This window comes from Streptomyces sp. SYP-A7185 (assembly GCF_046103685.1).
Lineage (GTDB): Bacteria > Actinomycetota > Actinomycetes > Streptomycetales > Streptomycetaceae > Streptomyces.
Genome location: NZ_CP122310.1, coordinates 4,085,368 through 4,105,562, shown reverse-complemented (window position 1 = coordinate 4,105,562; position 20,195 = coordinate 4,085,368). Strand labels below are relative to the sequence as shown.

Annotated in this window: 14 protein-coding genes and 2 rRNA genes; 9 read left to right on the top strand and 7 right to left on the bottom strand. The window is 69.7% G+C overall.

The annotated features are described in order from the left end of the window. The first annotated feature begins 146 nt into the window (after positions 1-146). Together QBL25_RS17920 and rrf are read left to right on the top strand one after the other, a co-directional pair. A 23S ribosomal RNA gene (locus QBL25_RS17920) occupies positions 147-3,269 on the top strand. A gap of 91 nt (positions 3,270-3,360) precedes the next feature. Next, positions 3,361-3,477, top strand: a 5S ribosomal RNA gene (gene rrf, locus QBL25_RS17915). A 102-nt stretch (positions 3,478-3,579) separates the two neighbouring features. Here rrf and QBL25_RS17910 read toward each other — a convergent pair. From QBL25_RS17910 to QBL25_RS17890, 5 genes are read right to left on the bottom strand one after another with little or no spacing between them, the layout of a single operon-like run. Then, positions 3,580-4,890 carry a DUF58 domain-containing protein gene (locus QBL25_RS17910; protein WP_409058040.1) on the bottom strand — a complete coding sequence of 437 codons (1,311 nt, stop codon included), beginning with the start codon at positions 4,888-4,890 and terminating at the stop codon, positions 3,580-3,582. After that, complete coding sequence (locus QBL25_RS17905; RefSeq protein ID WP_409058039.1) at positions 4,890-5,870, bottom strand: AAA family ATPase; 981 nt, start codon at positions 5,868-5,870, stop codon at positions 4,890-4,892. The genes QBL25_RS17910 and QBL25_RS17905 overlap by 1 nt, the downstream gene beginning before the upstream one ends. Beyond that, positions 5,870-7,240, bottom strand: coding sequence for a DUF4350 domain-containing protein (locus tag QBL25_RS17900; RefSeq protein ID WP_409058038.1), 1,371 nt, complete (start codon positions 7,238-7,240; stop codon positions 5,870-5,872). The genes QBL25_RS17905 and QBL25_RS17900 overlap by 1 nt, the downstream gene beginning before the upstream one ends. Next, positions 7,237-7,944, bottom strand: coding sequence for a DUF4129 domain-containing protein (locus QBL25_RS17895; protein ID WP_409058037.1), 708 nt, complete (start codon positions 7,942-7,944; stop codon positions 7,237-7,239). Before QBL25_RS17895 ends, QBL25_RS17900 begins: the two co-directional genes overlap by 4 nt. Before the next feature lie 4 nt (positions 7,945-7,948). Next, entirely contained in the window at positions 7,949-9,253 is a 1,305-nt protein-coding gene (locus tag QBL25_RS17890; RefSeq protein ID WP_409058036.1) for a glycerophosphoryl diester phosphodiesterase membrane domain-containing protein, read from the bottom strand. A gap of 139 nt (positions 9,254-9,392) precedes the next feature. Between QBL25_RS17890 and mtnA the strand changes: the two genes are divergently transcribed. The 7 genes from mtnA (at position 9,393) to QBL25_RS17855 (ending at position 18,201) form a co-directional block, all read left to right on the top strand. Beyond that, entirely contained in the window at positions 9,393-10,586 is a 1,194-nt protein-coding gene (gene mtnA / locus QBL25_RS17885) for an S-methyl-5-thioribose-1-phosphate isomerase (RefSeq protein ID WP_409058035.1), read from the top strand. Positions 10,587-10,590: 4 nt separating this feature from the next. Beyond that, positions 10,591-11,280 carry a two-component system response regulator MtrA gene (gene mtrA, locus QBL25_RS17880; protein ID WP_202121190.1) on the top strand — a complete coding sequence of 230 codons (690 nt, stop codon included), beginning with the start codon at positions 10,591-10,593 and terminating at the stop codon, positions 11,278-11,280. Position 11,281: 1 nt separating this feature from the next. Then, a complete protein-coding gene (mtrB, locus tag QBL25_RS17875) occupies positions 11,282-13,420 on the top strand; it encodes an MtrAB system histidine kinase MtrB (RefSeq protein WP_409058034.1) in 2,139 nt (712 codons plus the stop codon). Further along, positions 13,410-15,263, top strand: coding sequence for an LpqB family beta-propeller domain-containing protein (locus QBL25_RS17870; RefSeq protein WP_409058033.1), 1,854 nt, complete (start codon positions 13,410-13,412; stop codon positions 15,261-15,263). The genes mtrB and QBL25_RS17870 overlap by 11 nt, the downstream gene beginning before the upstream one ends. 201 nt (positions 15,264-15,464) lie before the next feature. Further along, a complete protein-coding gene (locus QBL25_RS17865; RefSeq protein WP_409058032.1) occupies positions 15,465-16,253 on the top strand; it encodes a ComF family protein in 789 nt (262 codons plus the stop codon). A gap of 315 nt (positions 16,254-16,568) precedes the next feature. Further along, positions 16,569-17,261 (top strand): ribosome hibernation-promoting factor, HPF/YfiA family, encoded by a 693-nt coding sequence (gene hpf, locus QBL25_RS17860; protein WP_409058031.1) that lies wholly within the window; start codon positions 16,569-16,571, stop codon positions 17,259-17,261. Positions 17,262-17,457: 196 nt separating this feature from the next. Then, positions 17,458-18,201, top strand: a complete 744-nt coding sequence (locus QBL25_RS17855) for a response regulator (protein ID WP_409058030.1) — start codon at positions 17,458-17,460, stop codon at positions 18,199-18,201. Here the strand turns inward: QBL25_RS17855 and QBL25_RS17850 are convergent. Together QBL25_RS17850 and QBL25_RS17845 are read right to left on the bottom strand one after the other, a co-directional pair. After that, positions 18,194-19,381, bottom strand: a complete 1,188-nt coding sequence (locus QBL25_RS17850; RefSeq protein WP_409058029.1) for a winged helix-turn-helix domain-containing protein — start codon at positions 19,379-19,381, stop codon at positions 18,194-18,196. The two genes, QBL25_RS17855 and QBL25_RS17850, sit on opposite strands and share 8 nt — an antisense overlap. A gap of 88 nt (positions 19,382-19,469) precedes the next feature. Further along, positions 19,470-20,051: a GNAT family N-acetyltransferase gene (locus QBL25_RS17845; RefSeq protein ID WP_409058028.1), complete on the bottom strand. Its 582-nt coding sequence runs from the start codon at positions 20,049-20,051 to the stop codon at positions 19,470-19,472. Positions 20,052-20,195 lie beyond the last annotated feature (144 nt).

The following is a 20,195-nucleotide window of genomic DNA, read 5'->3' as shown; positions in this document are numbered from 1 at the left end:
GGATCGGGCCGGGCACGCTGTTGGGTATCTGAAGGTATGGCCGTAAGGCTGCCTTCACTGCCGACCCCGGTATAGCGCCCTGGTAAGGGTGTGTGACGGGTGGTTGGTCGTTGTTTGAGAACTGCACAGTGGACGCGAGCATCTGTGGCCAAGTTTTTAAGGGCGCACGGTGGATGCCTTGGCACCAGGAACCGATGAAGGACGTGGGAGGCCACGATAGTCCCCGGGGAGTCGTCAACCAGGCTTTGATCCGGGGGTTTCCGAATGGGGAAACCCGGCAGTCGTCATGGGCTGTCACCCGCTGCTGAACACATAGGCAGTGTGGAGGGAACGCGGGGAAGTGAAACATCTCAGTACCCGCAGGAAGAGAAAACAACCGTGATTCCGGGAGTAGTGGCGAGCGAAACCGGATGAGGCCAAACCGTATACGTGTGAGACCCGGCAGGGGTTGCGTGTGCGGGGTTGTGGGATCTCTCTTTCACAGTCTGCCGGCTGTGAGACGAGTCAGAAACCGTTGATGTAGGCGAAGGACATGCGAAAGGTCCGGCGTAGAGGGTAAGACCCCCGTAGTCGAAACATCAGCGGCTCGTTTGAGAGACACCCAAGTAGCACGGGGCCCGAGAAATCCCGTGTGAATCTGGCGGGACCACCCGTTAAGCCTAAATATTCCCTGGTGACCGATAGCGGATAGTACCGTGAGGGAATGGTGAAAAGTACCGCGGGAGCGGAGTGAAATAGTACCTGAAACCGTGTGCCTACAAGCCGTGGGAGCGTCGCGTGCAGCACTTGTGCTGTACGTCGTGACTGCGTGCCTTTTGAAGAATGAGCCTGCGAGTTTGCGGTGCGTTGCGAGGTTAACCCGTGTGGGGAAGCCGTAGCGAAAGCGAGTCCGAATAGGGCGTTTCAGTAGCGCGCTCAAGACCCGAAGCGGAGTGATCTAGCCATGGGCAGGTTGAAGCGGCTGTAAGAGGTCGTGGAGGACCGAACCCACCAGGGTTGAAAACCTGGGGGATGACCTGTGGTTAGGGGTGAAAGGCCAATCAAACTCCGTGATAGCTGGTTCTCCCCGAAATGCATTTAGGTGCAGCGTCGTGTGTTTCTTGCCGGAGGTAGAGCACTGGATAGGCGATGGGCCCTACCGGGTTACTGACCTTAGCCAAACTCCGAATGCCGGTAAGTGAGAGCGCGGCAGTGAGACTGTGGGGGATAAGCTCCATGGTCGAGAGGGAAACAGCCCAGAGCATCGACTAAGGCCCCTAAGCGTACGCTAAGTGGGAAAGGATGTGGAGTCGCACAGACAACCAGGAGGTTGGCTTAGAAGCAGCCACCCTTGAAAGAGTGCGTAATAGCTCACTGGTCAAGTGATTCCGCGCCGACAATGTAGCGGGGCTCAAGCGTACCGCCGAAGTCGTGTCATTCCAGCAATAAGCCCAACGGGTGCTGGGATGGGTAGGGGAGCGTCGTGTGCCGGGTGAAGCTGCAGCGGAAGCTAGTGGTGGACGGTTCACGAGTGAGAATGCAGGCATGAGTAGCGATACATACGTGAGAAACGTGTGCGCCGATTGACTAAGGGTTCCTGGGTCAAGCTGATCTGCCCAGGGTAAGTCGGGACCTAAGGCGAGGCCGACAGGCGTAGTCGATGGATAACCGGTTGATATTCCGGTACCCGCTGTGAAGCGTCAAACATCGAGCCCATTAATGCTAAGGCCGTGAAGCCGTCCTGGAGCCTTCGGGCAAAGGGAAGTGGTGGAGCCGCCGACCCAAGGTGGTAGTAGGTGAGTGATGGGGTGACGCAGGAAGGTAGTCCAGCCCGGGCGGTGGTAGTCCCGGGGTAAGGGTGTAGCCCGTCATCTAGGTAAATCCGGATGACATGAGGGTGAGACCTGATGCCGAGCCGATTGTGGTGAAGTGGATGATCCTATGCTGTCGAGAAAAGCCTCTAGCGAGTTTCATGGCGGCCCGTACCCTAAACCGACTCAGGTGGTCAGGTAGAGAATACCGAGGCGTTCGGGTGAACTATGGTTAAGGAACTCGGCAAAATGCCCCCGTAACTTCGGGAGAAGGGGGGCCATCACTGGTGATTGGATTTACTCCATGAGCTGGGGGTGGCCGCAGAGACCAGCGAGAAGCGACTGTTTACTAAAAACACAGGTCCGTGCGAAGCCGTAAGGCGATGTATACGGACTGACGCCTGCCCGGTGCTGGAACGTTAAGGGGACCGGTTAGTGCACTTTCGGGTGTGCGAAGCTGAGAACTTAAGCGCCAGTAAACGGCGGTGGTAACTATAACCATCCTAAGGTAGCGAAATTCCTTGTCGGGTAAGTTCCGACCTGCACGAATGGCGTAACGACTTCTCGACTGTCTCAACCATAGGCCCGGTGAAATTGCACTACGAGTAAAGATGCTCGTTTCGCGCAGCAGGACGGAAAGACCCCGGGACCTTTACTACAGTTTGATATTGGTGTTCGGTTCGGCTTGTGTAGGATAGGTGGGAGACTGTGAAGCGGGCACGCCAGTGTTCGTGGAGTCAACGTTGAAATACCACTCTGGTCGTGCTGGATGTCTAACCTGGGTCCGTGATCCGGATCAGGGACAGTGTCTGATGGGTAGTTTAACTGGGGCGGTTGCCTCCCAAAGAGTAACGGAGGCGCCCAAAGGTTCCCTCAGCCTGGTTGGTAATCAGGTGTTGAGTGTAAGTGCACAAGGGAGCTTGACTGTGAGACCGACGGGTCGAGCAGGGACGAAAGTCGGGACTAGTGATCCGGCGGTGGCTTGTGGAAGCGCCGTCGCTCAACGGATAAAAGGTACCCCGGGGATAACAGGCTGATCTTCCCCAAGAGTCCATATCGACGGGATGGTTTGGCACCTCGATGTCGGCTCGTCGCATCCTGGGGCTGGAGTCGGTCCCAAGGGTTGGGCTGTTCGCCCATTAAAGCGGTACGCGAGCTGGGTTTAGAACGTCGTGAGACAGTTCGGTCCCTATCCGCTGTGCGCGTAGGAATATTGAGAAGGGCTGTCCCTAGTACGAGAGGACCGGGACGGACGAACCTCTGGTGTGCCAGTTGTCCTGCCAAGGGCATGGCTGGTTGGCTACGTTCGGAAAGGATAACCGCTGAAAGCATCTAAGCGGGAAGCCTGCTTCGAGATGAGTATTCCCACCCCCTTTGAGGGGTTAAGGCTCCCAGTAGACGACTGGGTTGATAGGCCAGATCTGGAAGCCCGGTAACGGGTGGAGGTGACTGGTACTAATAGGCCGAGGGCTTGTCCTCAGTTGCTCGCGTCCACTGTGTTGGTTCTGAAACCACGAACAACCCCGTATGTCGGGCCACGACTGCGGTGCGGTTGACAGTTTCATAGTGTTTCGGTGGTCATAGCGTGAGGGAAACGCCCGGTTACATTCCGAACCCGGAAGCTAAGCCTCACAGCGCCGATGGTACTGCAGGGGGGACCCTGTGGGAGAGTAGGACGCCGCCGAACTATCATTAACGGGAAACCCCCGCACCCTCTGGGTGCGGGGGTTTTCTGCGTTCAAATCCTTTTTATGTTCAGGGGCATTTCCTCGGGTGCTTCCTCAAGCCTTCAGAGGCGGCCGGCTGCTTTCAGGGACAAGTAGGCGTCTGCCAGTGCCGGGGCCAGGTCCGTGGGGGTCGCGTCGACGACGGTGACTCCGTGGCGGGTGAGGTGTTCTGCCGTGCGGTGGCGTTCCGCGTGCGCTTGGGCGGCGGCTGCGGCGTCGTACACGGCCTCTGTCGTTCCGCGGGCCTTGGACATCTTCTCGATGTGCGGGTCGGCCACCGAGGCCAGGAGAACCGTGTGGCGCTGGGTGAGGCGGGAGAGCACAGGGAGCAGGCCCTCCTCGATGGGGGCCGCGTCCAGGCTGGTCAGGAGCACGATCAGCGAGCTGCGGGTGGCCGTGCGCAGAGCCGTCGAGGTGAGGCCTCGGGCGTCCGTCTCGACCAGTTCCGGTTCGATCGTGGCCAGGGCGTTGACGACCGAGGGGAGTACCTCGCCCGCCGCCTTGCCCCTCACCAGGGCGCGTACGCGGCGGTCGTAGGCCAAGAGGTCCACGCGGTCGCCCGCTCGGGAGGCCAGAGCCGCGAGGAGCAGGGCCGCGTCCATGGAGGCGTCGAGGCGCGGGGCGTCTCCGACGCGGCCCGCCGAGGTGCGGCCCGTGTCGAGGACCAGCAGGATGTGGCGGTCGCGTTCGGGACGCCAGGTGCGGATGGCGACGGTGGACTGGCGGGCGGTGGCGCGCCAGTCGATGGAGCGGGTGTCGTCGCCGGGGACGTAGTCGCGGAGGCTGTCGAACTCCGTGCCCTGACCGCGGGTCAGGACGCTGGTGCGGCCGTCGAGTTCGCGCAGGCGGGCCAGCTTGGACGGGAGGTGCTTGCGGCTGGTGAAGGGCGGCAGGACCCGGAGCGTCCACGGGACCTTGTGGCTGCCCTGGCGGGTGAGGAGACCGAGTGGGCCGTACGAGCGGATGGTGACGCGGTCGGCCTGGTGGTCGCCACGCCGGGTGGGGCGGAGGCGGGTGGTGAGGCGGCGGCGTTCGCCCGGAGGGATCGTCAGCCGGTGGCGGGATGCCTCGACTTCGGTGCCGGGGTGCCAGCTGCTGGGGGGCCAGGCGTCGCGGAGCTGGGCGCGCAGGGGTCGGCCGGAGGGGTTGGTGACGGTCAGCTCGACGTCCGCGGACTCTCCCAGGCGTACGGAGGTGTCGCCGGTGCGGGTCAGGCCCAGGCGGCGTACGGGAGCGGCCAGGGCGAAGTCGCAGGCGCAGGCCAGGGCGAGCGGGGCGTTCACGGCGAGGATGCCGGTCCAGCTGGGGTCCCAGAGGCCCACCGGGAGGGTGCCGAGGGCCGCCAAGAGCGCTGTGCGGCCGGTGAGGGCCATCAGCGGGGGACCGGGACGTGGGCGAGGATCGCGTTGATGACGGAGTCCGCCGTCACGCCCTCCATCTCGGCTTCCGGGCGGAGTTGGACGCGGTGGCGGAGGGTGGGGAGCGCGAGGGCCTTCACGTCGTCGGGGATGACGTAGTCGCGGCCCGTCAGCCAGGCCCAGGCGCGGGCCGTCGACAGGAGCGCGGTCGCGCCTCGGGGGGAGGCGCCGAGGGTGAGGGACGGGGACTCGCGCGTGGCGCGGCAGATGTCCACCACGTACGCGGTGATCTCGGGGGAGACGGAGGTCTTGGCGACGGCCGCGCGGGCCGCTTCCAGGTCGGCGGGGCCCGCGACGGGGCGGATGCCGGCGGCGGCCAGGTCGCGGGGGTTGAAGCCTTCCGCGTGGCGGGTGAGGACGTCGATCTCGTCCTCGCGGGAGGGGAGGGGGACGGTGAGCTTCAAGAGGAAACGGTCCAGCTGGGCTTCCGGGAGCGGGTACGTGCCTTCGTACTCGACCGGGTTCTGGGTGGCCGCGACGAGGAAGGGCTCGGGGAGCGGGCGCGGGGTGCCGTCGACCGTGACCTGGCGTTCCTCCATCGCTTCGAGGAGGGAGGACTGGGTCTTGGGCGGGGTGCGGTTGATCTCGTCGGCGAGGAGGAGGTTGGTGAAGACCGGGCCCGGCTGGAACGAGAACTCGGTGGTGCGGGCGTCGTAGATGAGGGAGCCGGTGACGTCGCTCGGCATGAGGTCGGGGGTGAACTGGACGCGCTTGGTGTCGAGTTCGAGGGAGGCGGCGAGGGCGCGGACGAGCAGGGTCTTCGCCACTCCGGGGACGCCTTCGAGAAGGACGTGACCGCGGCAGAGGAGGGCCACGACGAGGCCCGTCACCGCGGGGTCCTGACCGACCACGGCCTTGGAGATCTCGGTGCGCAGGGACTCCAGGGAGGAGCGGGCGCTGCCGGAGCTCCCGGCGTTGTCAGTGGTCGGGTCCATCATGAAGTACGTACCTCTCTTTCGAGGGCGTCGAGTTGGTCGGCGAGGGTGATGAGCTCGGCGTCCTTGCCGGGGGGTGGGCCGAAGAGGAGGGGGTGCAGGTCCTGGCCGGGGGTGCGGAGCCTGGCGGAGAGGGCGGGGAGCAGGGTCTCGGGCGCGTGTGCCTGGGCGGGGGAGACGCCGATGAGGGGGGCGATGCGGGTGCGGGTGGCCGAGCGGAGGGCCGCGGAGGCGCGGTCGCGGGCGTTCGCCTTGCGGTAGAGGCGGGCTCGGCCTTCGACGGTTTCCGAGGCGCGGATGGCCACGGGGAGGCGTTCGGGGACCAGCGGGCCGAGGCGGCGGGCGCGCCACAGGGCGGCGAGTACGGCGGCGACGGTGAGTTGCAGGGTGCCCCAGAGCCAGCCGTCGGGGATCAGGTCGAAGAAGTCGCGGTCGGCTTCGTCCGTCGCGGCGTCGTCGGAGAGGGAGGGGAGGTACCAGACCAAGTGGGGCCGGGAGCCGAGGAGTTGCAGGGCGAGTGAGGCGTTGCCCTGCTCGTCGAGGCGGTCGTTGAAGAGGATGTCGGGGGCGCCGAGCACGACGGTGTCGCCGTCGCCCTTGGCCGCGGGGAGGTGCAGGAGGCTGGGCAGGCCGTCGCTGAGGTAGCAGGCTTCGGCGTCCGGGGCGAGGGTGTCGTAGCGCAGGCCGCCCACGTCCGCGGAGCCGGCGCGCTGTGCGGCGGGCAGGGAGCAGCGGGGGGAGAGCGTCGAGTCGAGGCTGGGGGTGGGGTCCGCGGTGACCCCGGGTGCGAGGGTGCCGACCGAGGGGGTGCCGGGGGCGAGCAGGACGGTGCGGCCCCGGGAGTTCTCGGTGGCCGCGTGGAGGCGTGACTGCTGGCGCTCGGTGAGGCGGTCGGGGGCGGTCACCAGGAGCGTGGTGTCCGGGCCTGCGGCGGCCTTGGCCTCTTCGGAGGTGGTGACCACGCGGGTGGACACGCCTCGGTCGGCGAGCAGTTCGGCGACGGCTCGGCTGCCGTAGGCGTCGGCCGAGCGCGGGTCGAGCCGGCCGTGCTGAGCCCCGGAGCGGACGGCGGCGATGGCGATGGCTGCCGCCAGCAGGACGACCAGGGCGAGGAGGAGGCCGCGGGTCTTGGTCCAGAGCTGGCGGGGGGTGCGGGCCGCGGAGGTGGGGGAGGGGCCCTCGGCAGGAGCAGGAGCAGGAGCAGGGGGAGAGGCGGAGGCGGGTGCGGGGGCAGGGTCGGGCGCGAGTGCCGTCTTGGTGGGGGCGGCGGGCGCGGGGGCGCTGCTCGATGCCTCGGAGTTCTGCGTGCTTCCCTGACTGTCCGCGTTCCCCTCAACCCCTGGGGTTCCCTCACCCTCCGCGCGCGTCACCTCGAAGCTCCCTGCGTGGCGCTGCTGAGGGTGGGTTTTGTTCTTGTCAGTTCGTTGTCCAGGGTGGTCAGACGGGTGTAGGTCGGTTCTGTTGCCGTGCGGGCGCCGTACGTGATGGCGTCGAACGACTGGGCCGCCGCCCGGAGTTCCGTGGCGTGGGTGGGGAGGGTGCGGGAGGCCTCCGCCGCTGCCTCGTCGGCGGTGCGGCCGGGGCGGGGGTCCAGGAGGGCGCGCTCCTCCAGGGAGCGGACGATCGCGCGCATGCGCTCCTGGACGGCTTGGTTCCAGTGGCCCTGGGCGGCGTGTGCCTCGGCGGACGCGCGGTGTTCGGCCGCGGTGCGCGGGCGGTCGTCGAAGAGCACCGGGGCCGACGCGGGGGCGCGGTGCGGGGTGCCGAGGCGCCACCACAGGGCGGCGACGAGCGCCAGTACGGCGATGACGATGACCAGCAGACCCAGACCGCCGCCCGGGGTCGCCCCCGAGGCGGCGGTGAACAGGTCGTCGACCCACTCCCAGAAGCGGTTCAGGGCCCGCTGGAGGAGGCTGGGGTCGTTCTCGTGGTACGCGGGCCTGGAGAGTTCGCGCTCGGCGGCTTCCCGTGCGGGGGCGCGCGGAATCGTCACCGGTGGTTCGTCCTCGCCGCCGCGGGCGAGGACGAGACGTGCGCTCGCCGCTCCTGAGCCGTGCAGAACCGCCCCCGTCACCGCATCAGCTTCCGGGAGTTCCGGGGGCGTAGGATCCGCCGGCGTCCTGGAGGCCCGCCGCACGCGCCAGTTCGAGGTCGAGGGCCTCGCGCCGGATCCGCTGGTCGATGTAGAGCAGGACGGTGACGCCGGCGGTGATCGGGAAGGTCAGCATCGAGCCGATGACCGAGCCGACGCCGCTGACGATCAGAAAGGTCCAGCCGAGGTCGCCGGTGCCGCTGTCGAGGAAGCCGGTCACCCCGTCGCCGCTGACCGCGCCCGCGATGAGGGTGAAGGGGATGACGATGATCGACGCCACTACGTTGGCGATGATCGCGGCCAGCAGCTGGATGCCGAACACCCGCCACCAGGAGCCGCGGACCAGCTTCGCCGAGCGGGTCATCGACTTCCGTACGCCCTGCTTCTCCAGCATCAGGGCGGGCGAGGCGAGCGAGAAGCGGACCAGGAGCCAGACGGCGACGACGCCCGCGGCGAAGCCGCCGAGTACGGCGAGGCTGATGCCCGCGTCGGAGGCGCCGGCCACCGCGATCAGCACGCCGGGCACGGTGCCCGCGGCGACGATCGCCATGCCGATGAGCGGAAGGAGCAGCGTCAGGCCGATCAGCTTCGGCAGCCGCGGCTTGGCGTCCTGCCAGGCCTCGGCCGTGGTGACCGACTTTCCGAGCACCGCGCGGCTGGTGACCATCGTGAGCAGGGCGGTGGCGACGATCGTGCCGAGCAGGGTGATCAGCAGGATCACGCCGGAGCTCAGCAGGGTGTCGCCCAGGGCGCGGGTCAGTTCACCGACGGTCGCGCTCGGGTCGTCGAGGGCCTCGGTCGAAGCGCTGTCGTCGAGGACGAGCCCCTGGAGCAGGATGACGACGATCTCCGTGAACACGGCCACGGCGAGGGAGATGCCGAGCACCGTGCGCCAGTACGTACGCATCGTGGAGACCGCGCCGTCCAGGATCTCGCCGACGCCCAGGGGCCGCAGCGGGATGACGCCGGGCTTGGCGGCGGGCGGCGGGCCCTGCCAGGCGCCCCAGCCGGGGTAGCCGCCGGGACCTCCGGGGCCGCCGGGGCCGGGGGGACGGCCTCCGCCCCAGCCGCCGCCGGGCGGCGGAGGCGGCGGGGGCGGGGTCTGACCGGCGGCCGGCGGGCTGGGGGCGGACCACTGGGCGGGCGGCGGCTGCTCCTTGGACCACTTCGAGGGCGTACCCTCCGGCCGGTCCGTGGGCTCGGTGGGCTCTGCGGGTGCGCGCCCGCCGGAGTCCTGTCCGTCGTCGGAGGGGGCAGATCCGGGCGAAGCCCAGCCCGGAGTGTCGTTCATCGTCGCTCCTTCACGGTGCCCGTCCGCGGTCGCGGCGGCAGGTTGCAGCCATCGTGCCACGGCACACCCGTGCGGTGACCGGGCAGCGTATGGGCTGCACACCTTCAATTGTCCGTCAGGTAAGGGGCAGACTGGGCGGATGGCTGATCAGTACGCGCAATCAGGCGAGGACACACGGCCGACCGACACCCCTACGAGCTCGGCGAACGACGGCAAGGCGGCGAGCCCGGCGATCTCCGCGATCCGCTGGGCCGAACCTCCGGAGGGCCCCGTACTGGTCCTCCTCGACCAGACCAGGCTGCCCGGCGAGGAGACCGAGCTGGTGTGCACGGACGCACCGGCCCTGGTGCAGGCGATCCGCACGCTCGCGGTGCGCGGTGCGCCGCTGCTCGGCATAGCGGGCGCCTACGGCGTCGCGCTGGCGGCCGTCCGCGGCTTCGACGTGGACGAGGCGGCGGAGGCGCTCGCGGGGGCCAGACCCACCGCGGTCAACCTCGGGTACGGCGTGCACAGGGCCCTTGCGGCCCACCGCGCGGCGCTGGCGGCCGGCGCCGGCGGGGATCGTGCGGCCGCCGCGGCCCTGGACGCCGCGCGGGCGCTGCACCGGGAGGACGCCGAGGCCAGCGGGCGGATGGCGGCGCACGGTCTGGCGCTGCTCGACGAGATGCTGCCCGGCGGCGGGCACCGGGTCCTGACCCACTGCAACACGGGCGCGCTGGTCTCCGGCGGGGAGGGCACGGCGTTCGCGGTGGCCCTCGCCGCGCACCGGCAGGGGCGTCTGCGCAGGCTGTGGGTGGACGAGACGCGTCCCTTGCTGCAGGGTTCGAGGCTGACCGCGTATGAGGCGGCGCGGGCCGGAATGGCGTACACCTTGCTTACGGACAATGCGGCGGGGTCGCTGTTCGCGGCGGGTGAGGTGGATGCCGTGCTGGTCGGCGCCGACCGCATCGCGGCCGACGGTTCGGTGGCGAACAAGGTGGGGAGCTATCCGCTCGCGGTGCTCGCCCGCTACCACCACGTCCCGTTCATCGTGGTGGCGCCGGTCACGACCGTGGACCCGGACACCCCGGACGGAGCGTCCATCGAGGTGGAACAGCGGGCGAGTCATGAAGTGACGGAGGTCACGGCACCCTATGTGCCGATGGCCGGTTTCGAAGCGGGAGGCGGGATCGCGGTGGCACCTCTGGGGACCCAGGCGTACAACCCCGCGTTCGACGTGACACCACCGGAACTGGTGACGGCGATCGTCACCGAGGAGGGTGTCGTGTCGCCCGTGACAGCAGAGGGCCTGGGAGAGCTGTGTGCCAGGTCACGCCAGGTAACGATGAGCTAATGGGATGATGTCAGGCATGAAGGGACGAGTCCTTGTCGTCGACGACGACACCGCACTGGCCGAGATGCTCGGGATTGTGCTGCGTGGTGAAGGTTTTGAGCCGTCGTTCGTAGCTGATGGCGACAAGGCGCTGGCCGCTTTCAGGGAGGCAAAGCCGGATCTTGTACTGCTGGATTTGATGTTGCCGGGCCGTGACGGCATCGAGGTGTGCCGCCTGATCAGGGCGGAGTCCGGGGTGCCGATCGTCATGCTCACGGCCAAGAGCGACACCGTGGACGTCGTGGTCGGGCTCGAGTCCGGCGCCGACGACTACATCGTGAAGCCCTTCAAGCCGAAGGAGCTCGTGGCCCGCATCAGGGCGCGGCTGCGGAGGTCCGAGGAGCCCGCGCCGGAGCAGCTGACCATCGGTGACCTGGTCATCGACGTGGCGGGGCACTCCGTGAAGCGGGAGGGCCAGTCGATCGCGCTGACCCCGCTGGAGTTCGACCTGCTGGTCGCGCTCGCCCGCAAGCCGTGGCAGGTGTTCACGCGTGAGGTGCTCCTGGAGCAGGTCTGGGGCTACCGCCACGCGGCCGACACCCGTCTGGTGAACGTGCACGTCCAGCGGCTGCGCTCGAAGGTCGAGCGGGACCCCGAGCGTCCGGAGATCGTGGTGACCGTCCGTGGTGTCGGCTACAAGGCCGGACCGAGCTGACATGTCCCGGGACAGTTCCCCCGCACCGCCCGGGGCTCCGGCCCCGGGCGGTCGCCCGGGGCGGACTGGCGGGCGGCGCGCCTCCACCTTCGGGCGGCTGCTCGACGGCGGTCTGCTGTTGCAGGACGGGGTACAGGGCAGCCCCGTCCTGAGGCTCTTCGTGCGCTGGGTACGGCGGCCGCTGCTGCCCGCGCTGCGGCTGTGGCGGCGCAACATCCAGCTGAAGGTCGTCGTCACGACGCTCCTCATGTCGCTCGGCGTGGTCCTGATGCTGGGCTTCGCCGTCATGAGCTCGGTGAACAACGGCCTGCTCAAGGCCAAGGTCAAGGCCTCGCAGAGCCAGGCCGACGGTGGCTTCCGGGCGGCCCAGGACGAGGCGAACGCCGCCCGGCCGCGCTCCGGGCAGGACACCGGCACGACCGACGGAGGGGCCACGCCGCCCACCGCCGTGTGGATGTCCGACCTGGTGGAGCAGCTCTCCAGCGGCGGCCAGAGCGCGTTCAACGTGGTGACGCTCAGCCCGACGTCCAGCGCCGACGGCGGCAGCGTGCGCGGGCCCCGTGCCTCCGGGGGCGTGGACCCGATCCAGAGCGTGCCCGAGTCCCTGCGCAGCAGCGTCGACAAGGGCACCAGGGCTTATCAGAGCAATACGCGCATCGTCTTCAACGACGGCCGTGACGCACAGCCCGGCCTCGTCATAGGCAAGCGCCTGAACGACCTGAACGGCGACCCCTACCAGCTGTACTACCTCTTCCCGCTGACGCAGGAGGAGGAGTCCCTCGGCGTCGTCAGAACGACCCTCGCCACCGCCGGCCTCTTCGTCGTCGTGCTTCTCGGTGCCATCGCCTGGCTGGTGGTGCGCCAGGTCGTCACGCCGGTGCGGATGGCCGCGGGCATCGCCGAGCGGCTGTCCGCCGGGCGCCTCCAGGAACGTATGAAGGTCACCGGCGAGGACGACATCGCGCGGCTCGGCGAGGCCTTCAACAAGATGGCGCAGAACCTCCAGCTGAAGATCCAGCAGCTGGAGGAGCTCTCACGCATGCAGCGCCGGTTCGTCTCGGACGTCTCGCACGAGCTGCGGACGCCGCTGACGACCGTACGGATGGCGGCCGACGTCATCCACGACGCGCGCGTGGACTTCGATCCGGTGACCGCGCGGTCGGCCGAGCTGCTCGCCGACCAGCTGGACCGGTTCGAGACGCTGCTCGCCGACCTGCTGGAGATCAGCCGGTTCGACGCGGGCGCGGCGGCCCTGGAGGCCGAGCCGATAGACCTGCGCGAGGTCGTACGACGGGTCGTGGGCGGCGCCGAGCCGCTCGCGGACCGCAAGGGGACCCACATCCGGGTCGTGGGGGACCAGCAGCCCGTGGTCGCCGAGGCCGACGCGCGCCGCGTGGAGCGGGTCCTGCGCAACCTCGTGGTCAACGCCGTGGAGCACGGCGAGGGCCAGGACGTCGTGGTGCGGCTCGCGGTGGCGGGCGGCGCGGTCGCGATCGCGGTGCGGGACTACGGGGTGGGCCTCAAGCCCGGCGAGGCGACCCGGGTGTTCAGCCGCTTCTGGCGGGCCGACCCGGCACGCGCGCGGACGACGGGCGGCACGGGCCTCGGGCTCTCCATCGCCCTGGAGGACGCGCGGCTGCACGGCGGCTGGCTCCAGGCGTGGGGCGAGCCGGGCGGCGGTTCGCAGTTCCGGCTGACGCTGCCGCGCACGGCGGACGAGCCGCTGCGGGGCTCGCCGATACCGCTGGAGCCCGACGACTCGCGGCGCCACCGCGGACTGAACGACGCGGGCCTGCCGCTCGGCGGCGCGAACAAGCTCGCCACGGTGCCCGCGCAGCCCTCGACGTCGGAGCGGGTGCCGCCGCCGGTCCCGGCGAGGGCGCCGATCGCGCCGCGGCTCGCCCAGGCGGCGGCGGTGGACCCCACCGCGCTGCCCGGCAGCGGGTCGCGGGTCGTGCCGCGGCGGCCGCTGGACGACGACCTGCCGCGCCACGAGGAGCCACAGGGCCCCGAAGGGCCCGCGGCCGACGCGGACGGGAACGCCGGCGAACGGCCGGCGGACACCGCGGCGGACCCGGGGCACGCGGACGGGACGCACACGGATCCCGCCAGGGAAGGGGAGGCCTCTCGTGGGCGCTGACCACGATCGCCGCGCTCGCCGGCGTGCGCTGCGGGCCGGTGTGCTGTTCGGCTCCTGCGGGGTGCTGCTCGCGGGCTGTGCCTCGATGCCCGACAGCGGGAACCTCAAGGCGGTCGACGCCTCCCAGCGGCCCGACTCGCAGTCGCAGGTGCGGGTCTACGCGATGCCGCCGGGTGAGGACGCCGGTCCCGAGGAGATCGTCCAGGGCTTCCTGGAGGCGCTGACCAGCGATGATCCCGAGTTCGCGATGGCGCGCAAGTATCTGACGAAGGACGCCTCCAAGAGCTGGGACCCGGGCGTGCAGACCACGGTCCTGGAGAACGGTCCGAACACGGGCTCGGGCAGTGTCGGGGACCCCGGGGACACCGGCCGGTCCTTCCCGCTGACCGGCCGCAAGGTCGCCACCGTGGACAAGGAGCACGCGTACCAGCTCGACGGGCGCGCGTACAACCAGACCGTCCACCTCACGCAGCAGGACGGGGCGGGCGGCAAGGAGTGGCGGATCGACCGGGTGCCGCAGGGCGTCGTGCTCGGGCAGTCCGACTTCCAGCGCATCTACTGGTCCGTCAACAAGTACTACTTCGCGACGCGTTCGTCCGGCGCGGCCGGTGGCGGCCAGGAAGGGCTCGTCGCCGACCCCGTCTACATACGCCAGCGAATAGACCCCGTGACGGAGACCGTCAAGGCGCTGCTCGACGGGCCGACCACCTGGCTCAAGCAGGTCGTGGGCACGCGTTTCCCGACCGGCACGCGGCTCAAGGAGGGCACCAAGACGCTGGCGCCCGACGACCAGGGCAAGCTGACGGTGCCGCTGAACGCCAAGGCCGATCCCATAGGCCAGGAGCGGTGCACGGAGATGGCCGCGCAACTGCTCTCCACGCTCCAGGACCTGACCTCGTCCGGCGTCGAGGAGGTGGAGCTCCAGCGCCGCAACGGCTCGCAGCTGTGCGTCCTGAGCAAGGAGCGGGCCGAGTCGGTCGCCTCCCGGCGCACCGCCGACCACCCCGACTTCCAGTATCTGATCGACGACAAGCGGCGCCTCGTACGGATGCGGGCCAACTCCGAGGGCAAGGTCGATCCGCAGCCCGTGCAGGGGCAGTTGGGCAGCGGCGAGCAGCCGCTGCGGTCGGCCGCCGTGTCGCGGGACGAGGAGCGGGCGGCCGGGGTGTCGCTGGACGGGCGCGCGCTGTACATGGGGTCGCTGGTCACCGACGGCGCGCTCGGCAAGCCGGAGGTGCGCAGCAAGGCCAAGTCGGAGCAGGACGGCCTCTCCACGCCCAGCTGGGACGGCCGTGGCGACCTCTGGGTGGCCGACCGGGATCCGAAGCGGCCCCGGCTGCTCTGGCTGGAGCAGGGCGCGGGAGAGCCGCTGCCGGTCAAGATCTCGAACCTCGACGGGCGGATCGAGGCGGTGCGGGTGTCGGCCGACGGCGTACGGATCGCGCTGCTCGTGAAGAAGGACGGCAAGAAGACCTTGCAGATCGGCCGTGTCGAGCGGACCGGCGTCAAGGGCGAGCAGCCGCAGATCTCCGTGGACGAACTGCGCCAGGCGGCGCCGCAGATGGAGGAGGTCACCGCCATGTCGTGGGCGGGCGGCAGCCGTCTCGTGGTGGTCGGGCGGGAGTTCGGCGGCGTGCAGCAGATGCGGTACGTGCAGAGCGACGGCTCGGTGCCCGCGGGCGCCACGCTGCCCGGCCTCACCGGCGTGAAGGAGATCGCGGCGTCCGAGGACGAGCGGCAGCCGCTGGTGGCGCACTCGGACGACGGGATCGTGCGGCTGCCGACGGGCGCGCAGTGGCAGACGGTGGTCAAGGAGGGGACGGCTCCGGTCTATCCGGGGTGATGTCCCTCCGGGCGGGCGTCGGGGTGCTGCTGTGGCCCGTCGGGGTGATGCTCTGGCTCGTCGGTGCGGTGACCGCTCGCGCGGGGCAACGACCCGTTCGTGCCGCCGAGTTGTCCGCGAGCGGTTGTTCCCGGGTGGTCGTCCACAGGCGGTTTTCCACAGGGGTGGCAGGGGCGCGCACGTCTTGGCACAGTGGTGGGCATGCCGGGGTGGTGGCAGGACCTCACCGATCTGGTGCTGCCGGCCGCGTGCGGAGGCTGTGGCAGGCCGCGTGCGGTGCTCTGCGCCGAGTGCCGCGAGTCCCTGTACGGGGCCGTGCCGCGCCGGGTGAGCCCCGATCCCCGGCCGGCGGGGCTGCCGGTCGTGCATGCGGCGGCGCCGTACGGGAACGCGGTGCGGGAGGTGCTGATCGCGCACAAGGAGCGGGGCGTCCTCGGGCTCGCGGCGCCGTTGGGCCTCGGGCTCGCCGGGGCGGTGCGGGCCGGGCTGCGGGAAGGCGCCGGGCCGTGGCAGGGGCGGCTCTCGGGGGCCGGTGGTGACGCTCCGGTACTGCTGGTGCCCGTGCCGTCGGCTCGCGGGGCCGTGCGGGCGCGAGGTCATGATCCCGTCCGGCGGATCGCGCTGGCCGCCGCGAGCGAGCTGCGGCGGGGCGGGACGCGGGCCCGGGTCCTCGGGGTGCTGCGCCAGCGGCGTGCCGTGGCCGACCAGGCGGGGCTCAACTCCCGTCAGCGGCGGGCGAATCTGCGAGGCGCCTTGGAGGTGACCGCCGGGGGCGGGCGGCTCCTGGCCGGCGGGCGGATCGTGGTCGTGGACGACCTGATGACCACGGGTGCGACGTTGGCCGAGGCGGCCCGCGCAATACGTGACGTACGCACGGAAAGTCGAGGGCCGGCCCCATTGGTAACAGCCCGTGAAATTACCTGCGAGAACACGATCATCGCAGCTGTTGTTGCCTCCTCACCGGATTCTTTCGGAATAAACCGGAACTGACGGGGAACTTGCATCGTTGCAGGTAGCGAGAGGGTCAATACACCTGAATGGAGGTATGCAGCGGTAGAGGGTGACGACATCCGTCCGAGCGAGATATGTTCGGTTGTGAGGAATGGCGGACGCTGGCCCTCGCATATCGGAATGCCGGCTGCCGGGTTTTTCGCAATCACCCGGGCCGGTCGGGGTGGAGATCTTGTTCGCGGGGGAGGAGGAGGTGGAAGTCACCGAGTCCGAGGCTCCGGGAGTCACCGGGGCCTGGTGCAAAAGGGAGATGCTCCGCCACCGAAGCGGGGCGATCCGGGAACGGAGTTCTGCGTGGACATCGTCGTCAAGGGCCGCAAGACCGAGGTAACCGAGCGGTTCCGCAAGCACGTGGCCGAGAAGCTGAACCTGGAGAAGATCCAGAAGCTTGACGCCAAGGTGATCAGCCTGGACGTCGAGGTGTCCAAGGAGGCCAACCCGCGTCAGGCAGACCGTTCCGACCGCGTGGAGATCACCCTCCGCGGGCGCGGACCGGTGATCCGCGCTGAGGCCGCGGCGACCGATCCGTACGCGGCGCTCGACCTGGCAACGGCCAAGCTCGACGCACGGCTGCGCAAGCAGCACGAGAAGCGCCACAACCGGCGCGGCACCGGCAGGCTCTCCGCCGCCGAGGTGGCCGAGCGGGTGCCGGACGCGGCCACTCTCAACGGAGACGGCACGGTCGTACGCGAAGACGAGCCGGACGGCGTGCCCGTCAAGAGGATCGGCTCACTGGAGATCCAGGGCGAAGGCCCGCTCGTGGTCCGCGAGAAGTCCCACGTGGCGGCCCCCATGACGCTCGACCAGGCGCTCTACGAGATGGAACTCGTCGGGCACGACTTCTACTTGTTCGTCGACTCGGAGTCGAAGGAGCCTAGTGTCGTCTACCGCCGGCACGCCTACGACTACGGAGTCATCCGCCTCAACACCGACCCCATGGTCGCGCGGGCCGAGTCCGCCGGCGGGGGCGGTGCGCTCGGCGGCTGACCCAGGTCGGCAGAAGGATGAGTCGGTGCCCCTGGAGCGTGTGTGCGCCCCCAGGGGCACCATCATGCGACCCCTGCGCGCACCGCTCGGCCGTCCGGGCATGAAATCATGGGCCCAGCCGGCCAACCGGTGTGCTGCTGCCTCCGGTTGGCGGCAGCGGACGCACAACGGGCCATGGCCTTCAGGGGGAGGAACGATGGCGGACAGCTTCGGACCGATGCGGGATGCCGATGACGACGACGGCATCGGTATCGGCACGGACACGGGCGCACCCCGCAAGGAGCCCATCCGGGTCCTTGTGGTGGACGACCACGCGCTCTTCCGCCGCGGCCTGGAGATCGTCCTCGCCGCGGAGGAGGACATCCAGGTGGTCGGGGAGGCGGGCGACGGCGCCGAGGCGGTGGACAAGGCGGCCGACCTGCTGCCCGACATCATCCTGATGGACGTCCGCATGCCCAAGCGCGGCGGCATCGAGGCGTGCACCTCCATCAAGGAGGTCGCGCCGAGCGCGAAGATCATCATGCTGACGATCAGCGACGAGGAAGCCGACCTCTACGACGCGATCAAGGCGGGCGCCACCGGCTACCTCCTCAAGGAGATCTCCACGGACGAGGTGGCCACGGCCATCCGCGCGGTGGCCGACGGGCAGTCGCAGATCAGCCCGTCCATGGCGTCGAAGCTGCTCACCGAGTTCAAGTCGATGATCCAGCGCACCGACGAGCGCAGGCTGGTGCCCGCGCCGCGGCTGACCGACCGCGAACTCGAAGTGCTGAAACTCGTGGCCACGGGGATGAACAACCGCGACATCGCGAAAGAACTCTTCATCTCCGAGAACACCGTGAAGAACCACGTGCGCAACATCCTGGAGAAGCTTCAGCTGCACTCCAGGATGGAGGCGGTGGTGTACGCGATGCGGGAGAAGATCCTCGAGATCAGGTGAGGGCGCGGACGAGCGCCGCCGCCAGCTCCGGCGCGTCCACGCGCTCCACCCGCACGGAATCGCAGTTCACCCACGTCGCCGCTTCACGCAGCGCCTGGGCCACCGCGGGCACCGACTTGGGGCCGTCCAGCGAGACCTGCTTGGCGACCAGCGTGCTGCCCTCGCGGGCGGGGTCCACGCGGCCGACGAGACGGCCGCCGGCCAGGACCGGCATCGCGAAGTAGCCGTGGATCCGCTTGGGCTTGGGGACGTACGCCTCCAGGCGGTGGGTGAAGCCGAAGATCCGCTCCGTGCGCGCCCGCTCCCAGATCAGCGAGTCGAAGGGCGACAGGAGCGTCGTGCGGTGGCGGCCGCGCGGGGCCGTCTCCAGGGCGGCCGGGTCCGCCCAGGCGGGCTTGTCCCAGCCCTCGACCGTCACCGGGACCAGACCCGAGTCCGCGACCACCGCGTCGAACTGCTCGCCCTTGAGGCGGTGGTAGTCCGCGATGTCCGCGCGCGTGCCGACGCCCAGCGACTGGCCCGCGAGCCGCACCAGGCGGCGCAGGCACTCCGCGTCGTCCAGGTCGTCATGGAGCAGCGGCTCCGGGATCGCGCGCTCCGCGAGGTCGTACACCCGCTTCCAGCTGCGCCGTTCGGTGCAGACCACCTCGCCGTACATCAGGGCCCGCTCGACGGCGACCTTCGCGTCCGACCAGTCCCACCACTCGCCCTTGTTCTTCGCGCCGCCCAACTCCGTCGCGGTGAGGGGGCCTTCCGCGGTGAGCTGTTTGATGACGGTGTCGTACGCGCCGTCGGGCAGGTCGTGGTGCCAGTGCGGGCGGGTGCGGTACGCGCGGCGGCGGAAGGCGAAGTGCGGCCACTCCTCGATGGGCAGGATGCACGCGGCGTGCGACCAGTACTCGAAGGCGTGCGGCCGGGCGGGACCCGGGCCCGACGCCCCGTCCCAGTACGCCGCCTCGACCCTGTCGCGGCCGACGGCGCCCAGACGTGCGTACGGAATGAGCTCGTGGGAGCGGGCGAGGACCGAGATCGTGTCGAGCTGGACCGCACCGAGGTGCCGCAGCACGCCCCGCACGCCGGACCTGCGGTCCGGGGCGCCGAGGAACCCCTGGGCGCGGAGCGCGATGCGGCGTGCCTCGTCGGCGGAGAGGTCGATGGCGGGGCGCGGCAGGCTCGTCATGCCGGAAACGATAGAGGGCGGTACTGACAACGCCACCGGATGCGCCAGGACCGCGGGCGCACCTGAGCGGGGCCGGCCCCGGCGCGTCTCAGCTCCTGACCTCCCGCGCCGGGAGGTAGGGCTGGAACGAGGGCAGACCGAGGTCGCCCGGCAGCAGAGCGCCCACCCAGCAGTCACGGAGCGTGGCCTTGTTCAGGAGGGCGCCGCGCAGGGTGCCCTCAAAGGTGAAGCCCGCCTTGTCCGCCACCGCGCGCGAGCCCGTGTTGCCGACCTCGGCACGCCACTCCAGGCGGTTGCAGCCAAGGTCCCCGAAGGCCCACCTGGCCAGGGCGAGGACGACCTCCGTGGTGTATCCGCGGCCCCGGTGCTCCTTCGCCGTCCAGAAGCCGACCTCCCAGGCGCCCGAGCGCGGGTGGTGGAGGCTGGCGGCCGCGACCAGGGGGCCGCCGCCCCGGGGCCGTACGGCGAAGGTGTACTCCGTGTCGTGCCGCCAGCCGTCCGGCACTATGCGCGTGACGAAGCCCTCCGCGTCCGCACGCGCGTACGGCGAGGGGATCGTGGTCCAGCGCTGGATGTCGGCGTCCTGGCAGGCTTCGTACGTCTCGTCCGTGTCGGCGGGCGTGAAGGTGCGCAGGCTCAGGCGTTCGGTCGTGAGGGTGACGGGCTCCATCCGGCGATTCTGCGGGGGCCGGGCCGCGTGGGCCAGTGCTTTTGGCCGTCCTTTCACCCGCATTTCGCCGAGCGCTGACCGGCACAACCCGGCACCTTCCAGGCCCCCCGTCCGTTGACGTATCGGCAGACCTCCCGGCGCGGC

What these genes read in the sequence shown, in the direction of transcription:
- QBL25_RS17865 (WP_409058032.1), top strand. Translation starts at nt 15,465, where the DNA reads ATGCCGGGGTGGTGGCAGGACCTCACCGATCTGGTGCTGCCGGCCGCG.
- QBL25_RS17850 (WP_409058029.1), bottom strand. Translation starts at nt 19,381, where the DNA reads ATGACGAGCCTGCCGCGCCCCGCCATCGACCTCTCCGCCGACGAGGCA.
- mtrA (WP_202121190.1), top strand. Translation starts at nt 10,591, where the DNA reads ATGATGTCAGGCATGAAGGGACGAGTCCTTGTCGTCGACGACGACACC.
- QBL25_RS17845 (WP_409058028.1), bottom strand. Translation starts at nt 20,051, where the DNA reads ATGGAGCCCGTCACCCTCACGACCGAACGCCTGAGCCTGCGCACCTTC.
- mtrB (WP_409058034.1), top strand. Translation starts at nt 11,282, where the DNA reads ATGTCCCGGGACAGTTCCCCCGCACCGCCCGGGGCTCCGGCCCCGGGC.
- QBL25_RS17890 (WP_409058036.1), bottom strand. Translation starts at nt 9,253, where the DNA reads ATGAACGACACTCCGGGCTGGGCTTCGCCCGGATCTGCCCCCTCCGAC.
- mtnA (WP_409058035.1), top strand. Translation starts at nt 9,393, where the DNA reads ATGGCTGATCAGTACGCGCAATCAGGCGAGGACACACGGCCGACCGAC.
- QBL25_RS17910 (WP_409058040.1), bottom strand. Translation starts at nt 4,890, where the DNA reads ATGGCCCTCACCGGCCGCACAGCGCTCTTGGCGGCCCTCGGCACCCTC.
- QBL25_RS17855 (WP_409058030.1), top strand. Translation starts at nt 17,458, where the DNA reads ATGGCGGACAGCTTCGGACCGATGCGGGATGCCGATGACGACGACGGC.
- QBL25_RS17905 (WP_409058039.1), bottom strand. Translation starts at nt 5,870, where the DNA reads ATGGACCCGACCACTGACAACGCCGGGAGCTCCGGCAGCGCCCGCTCC.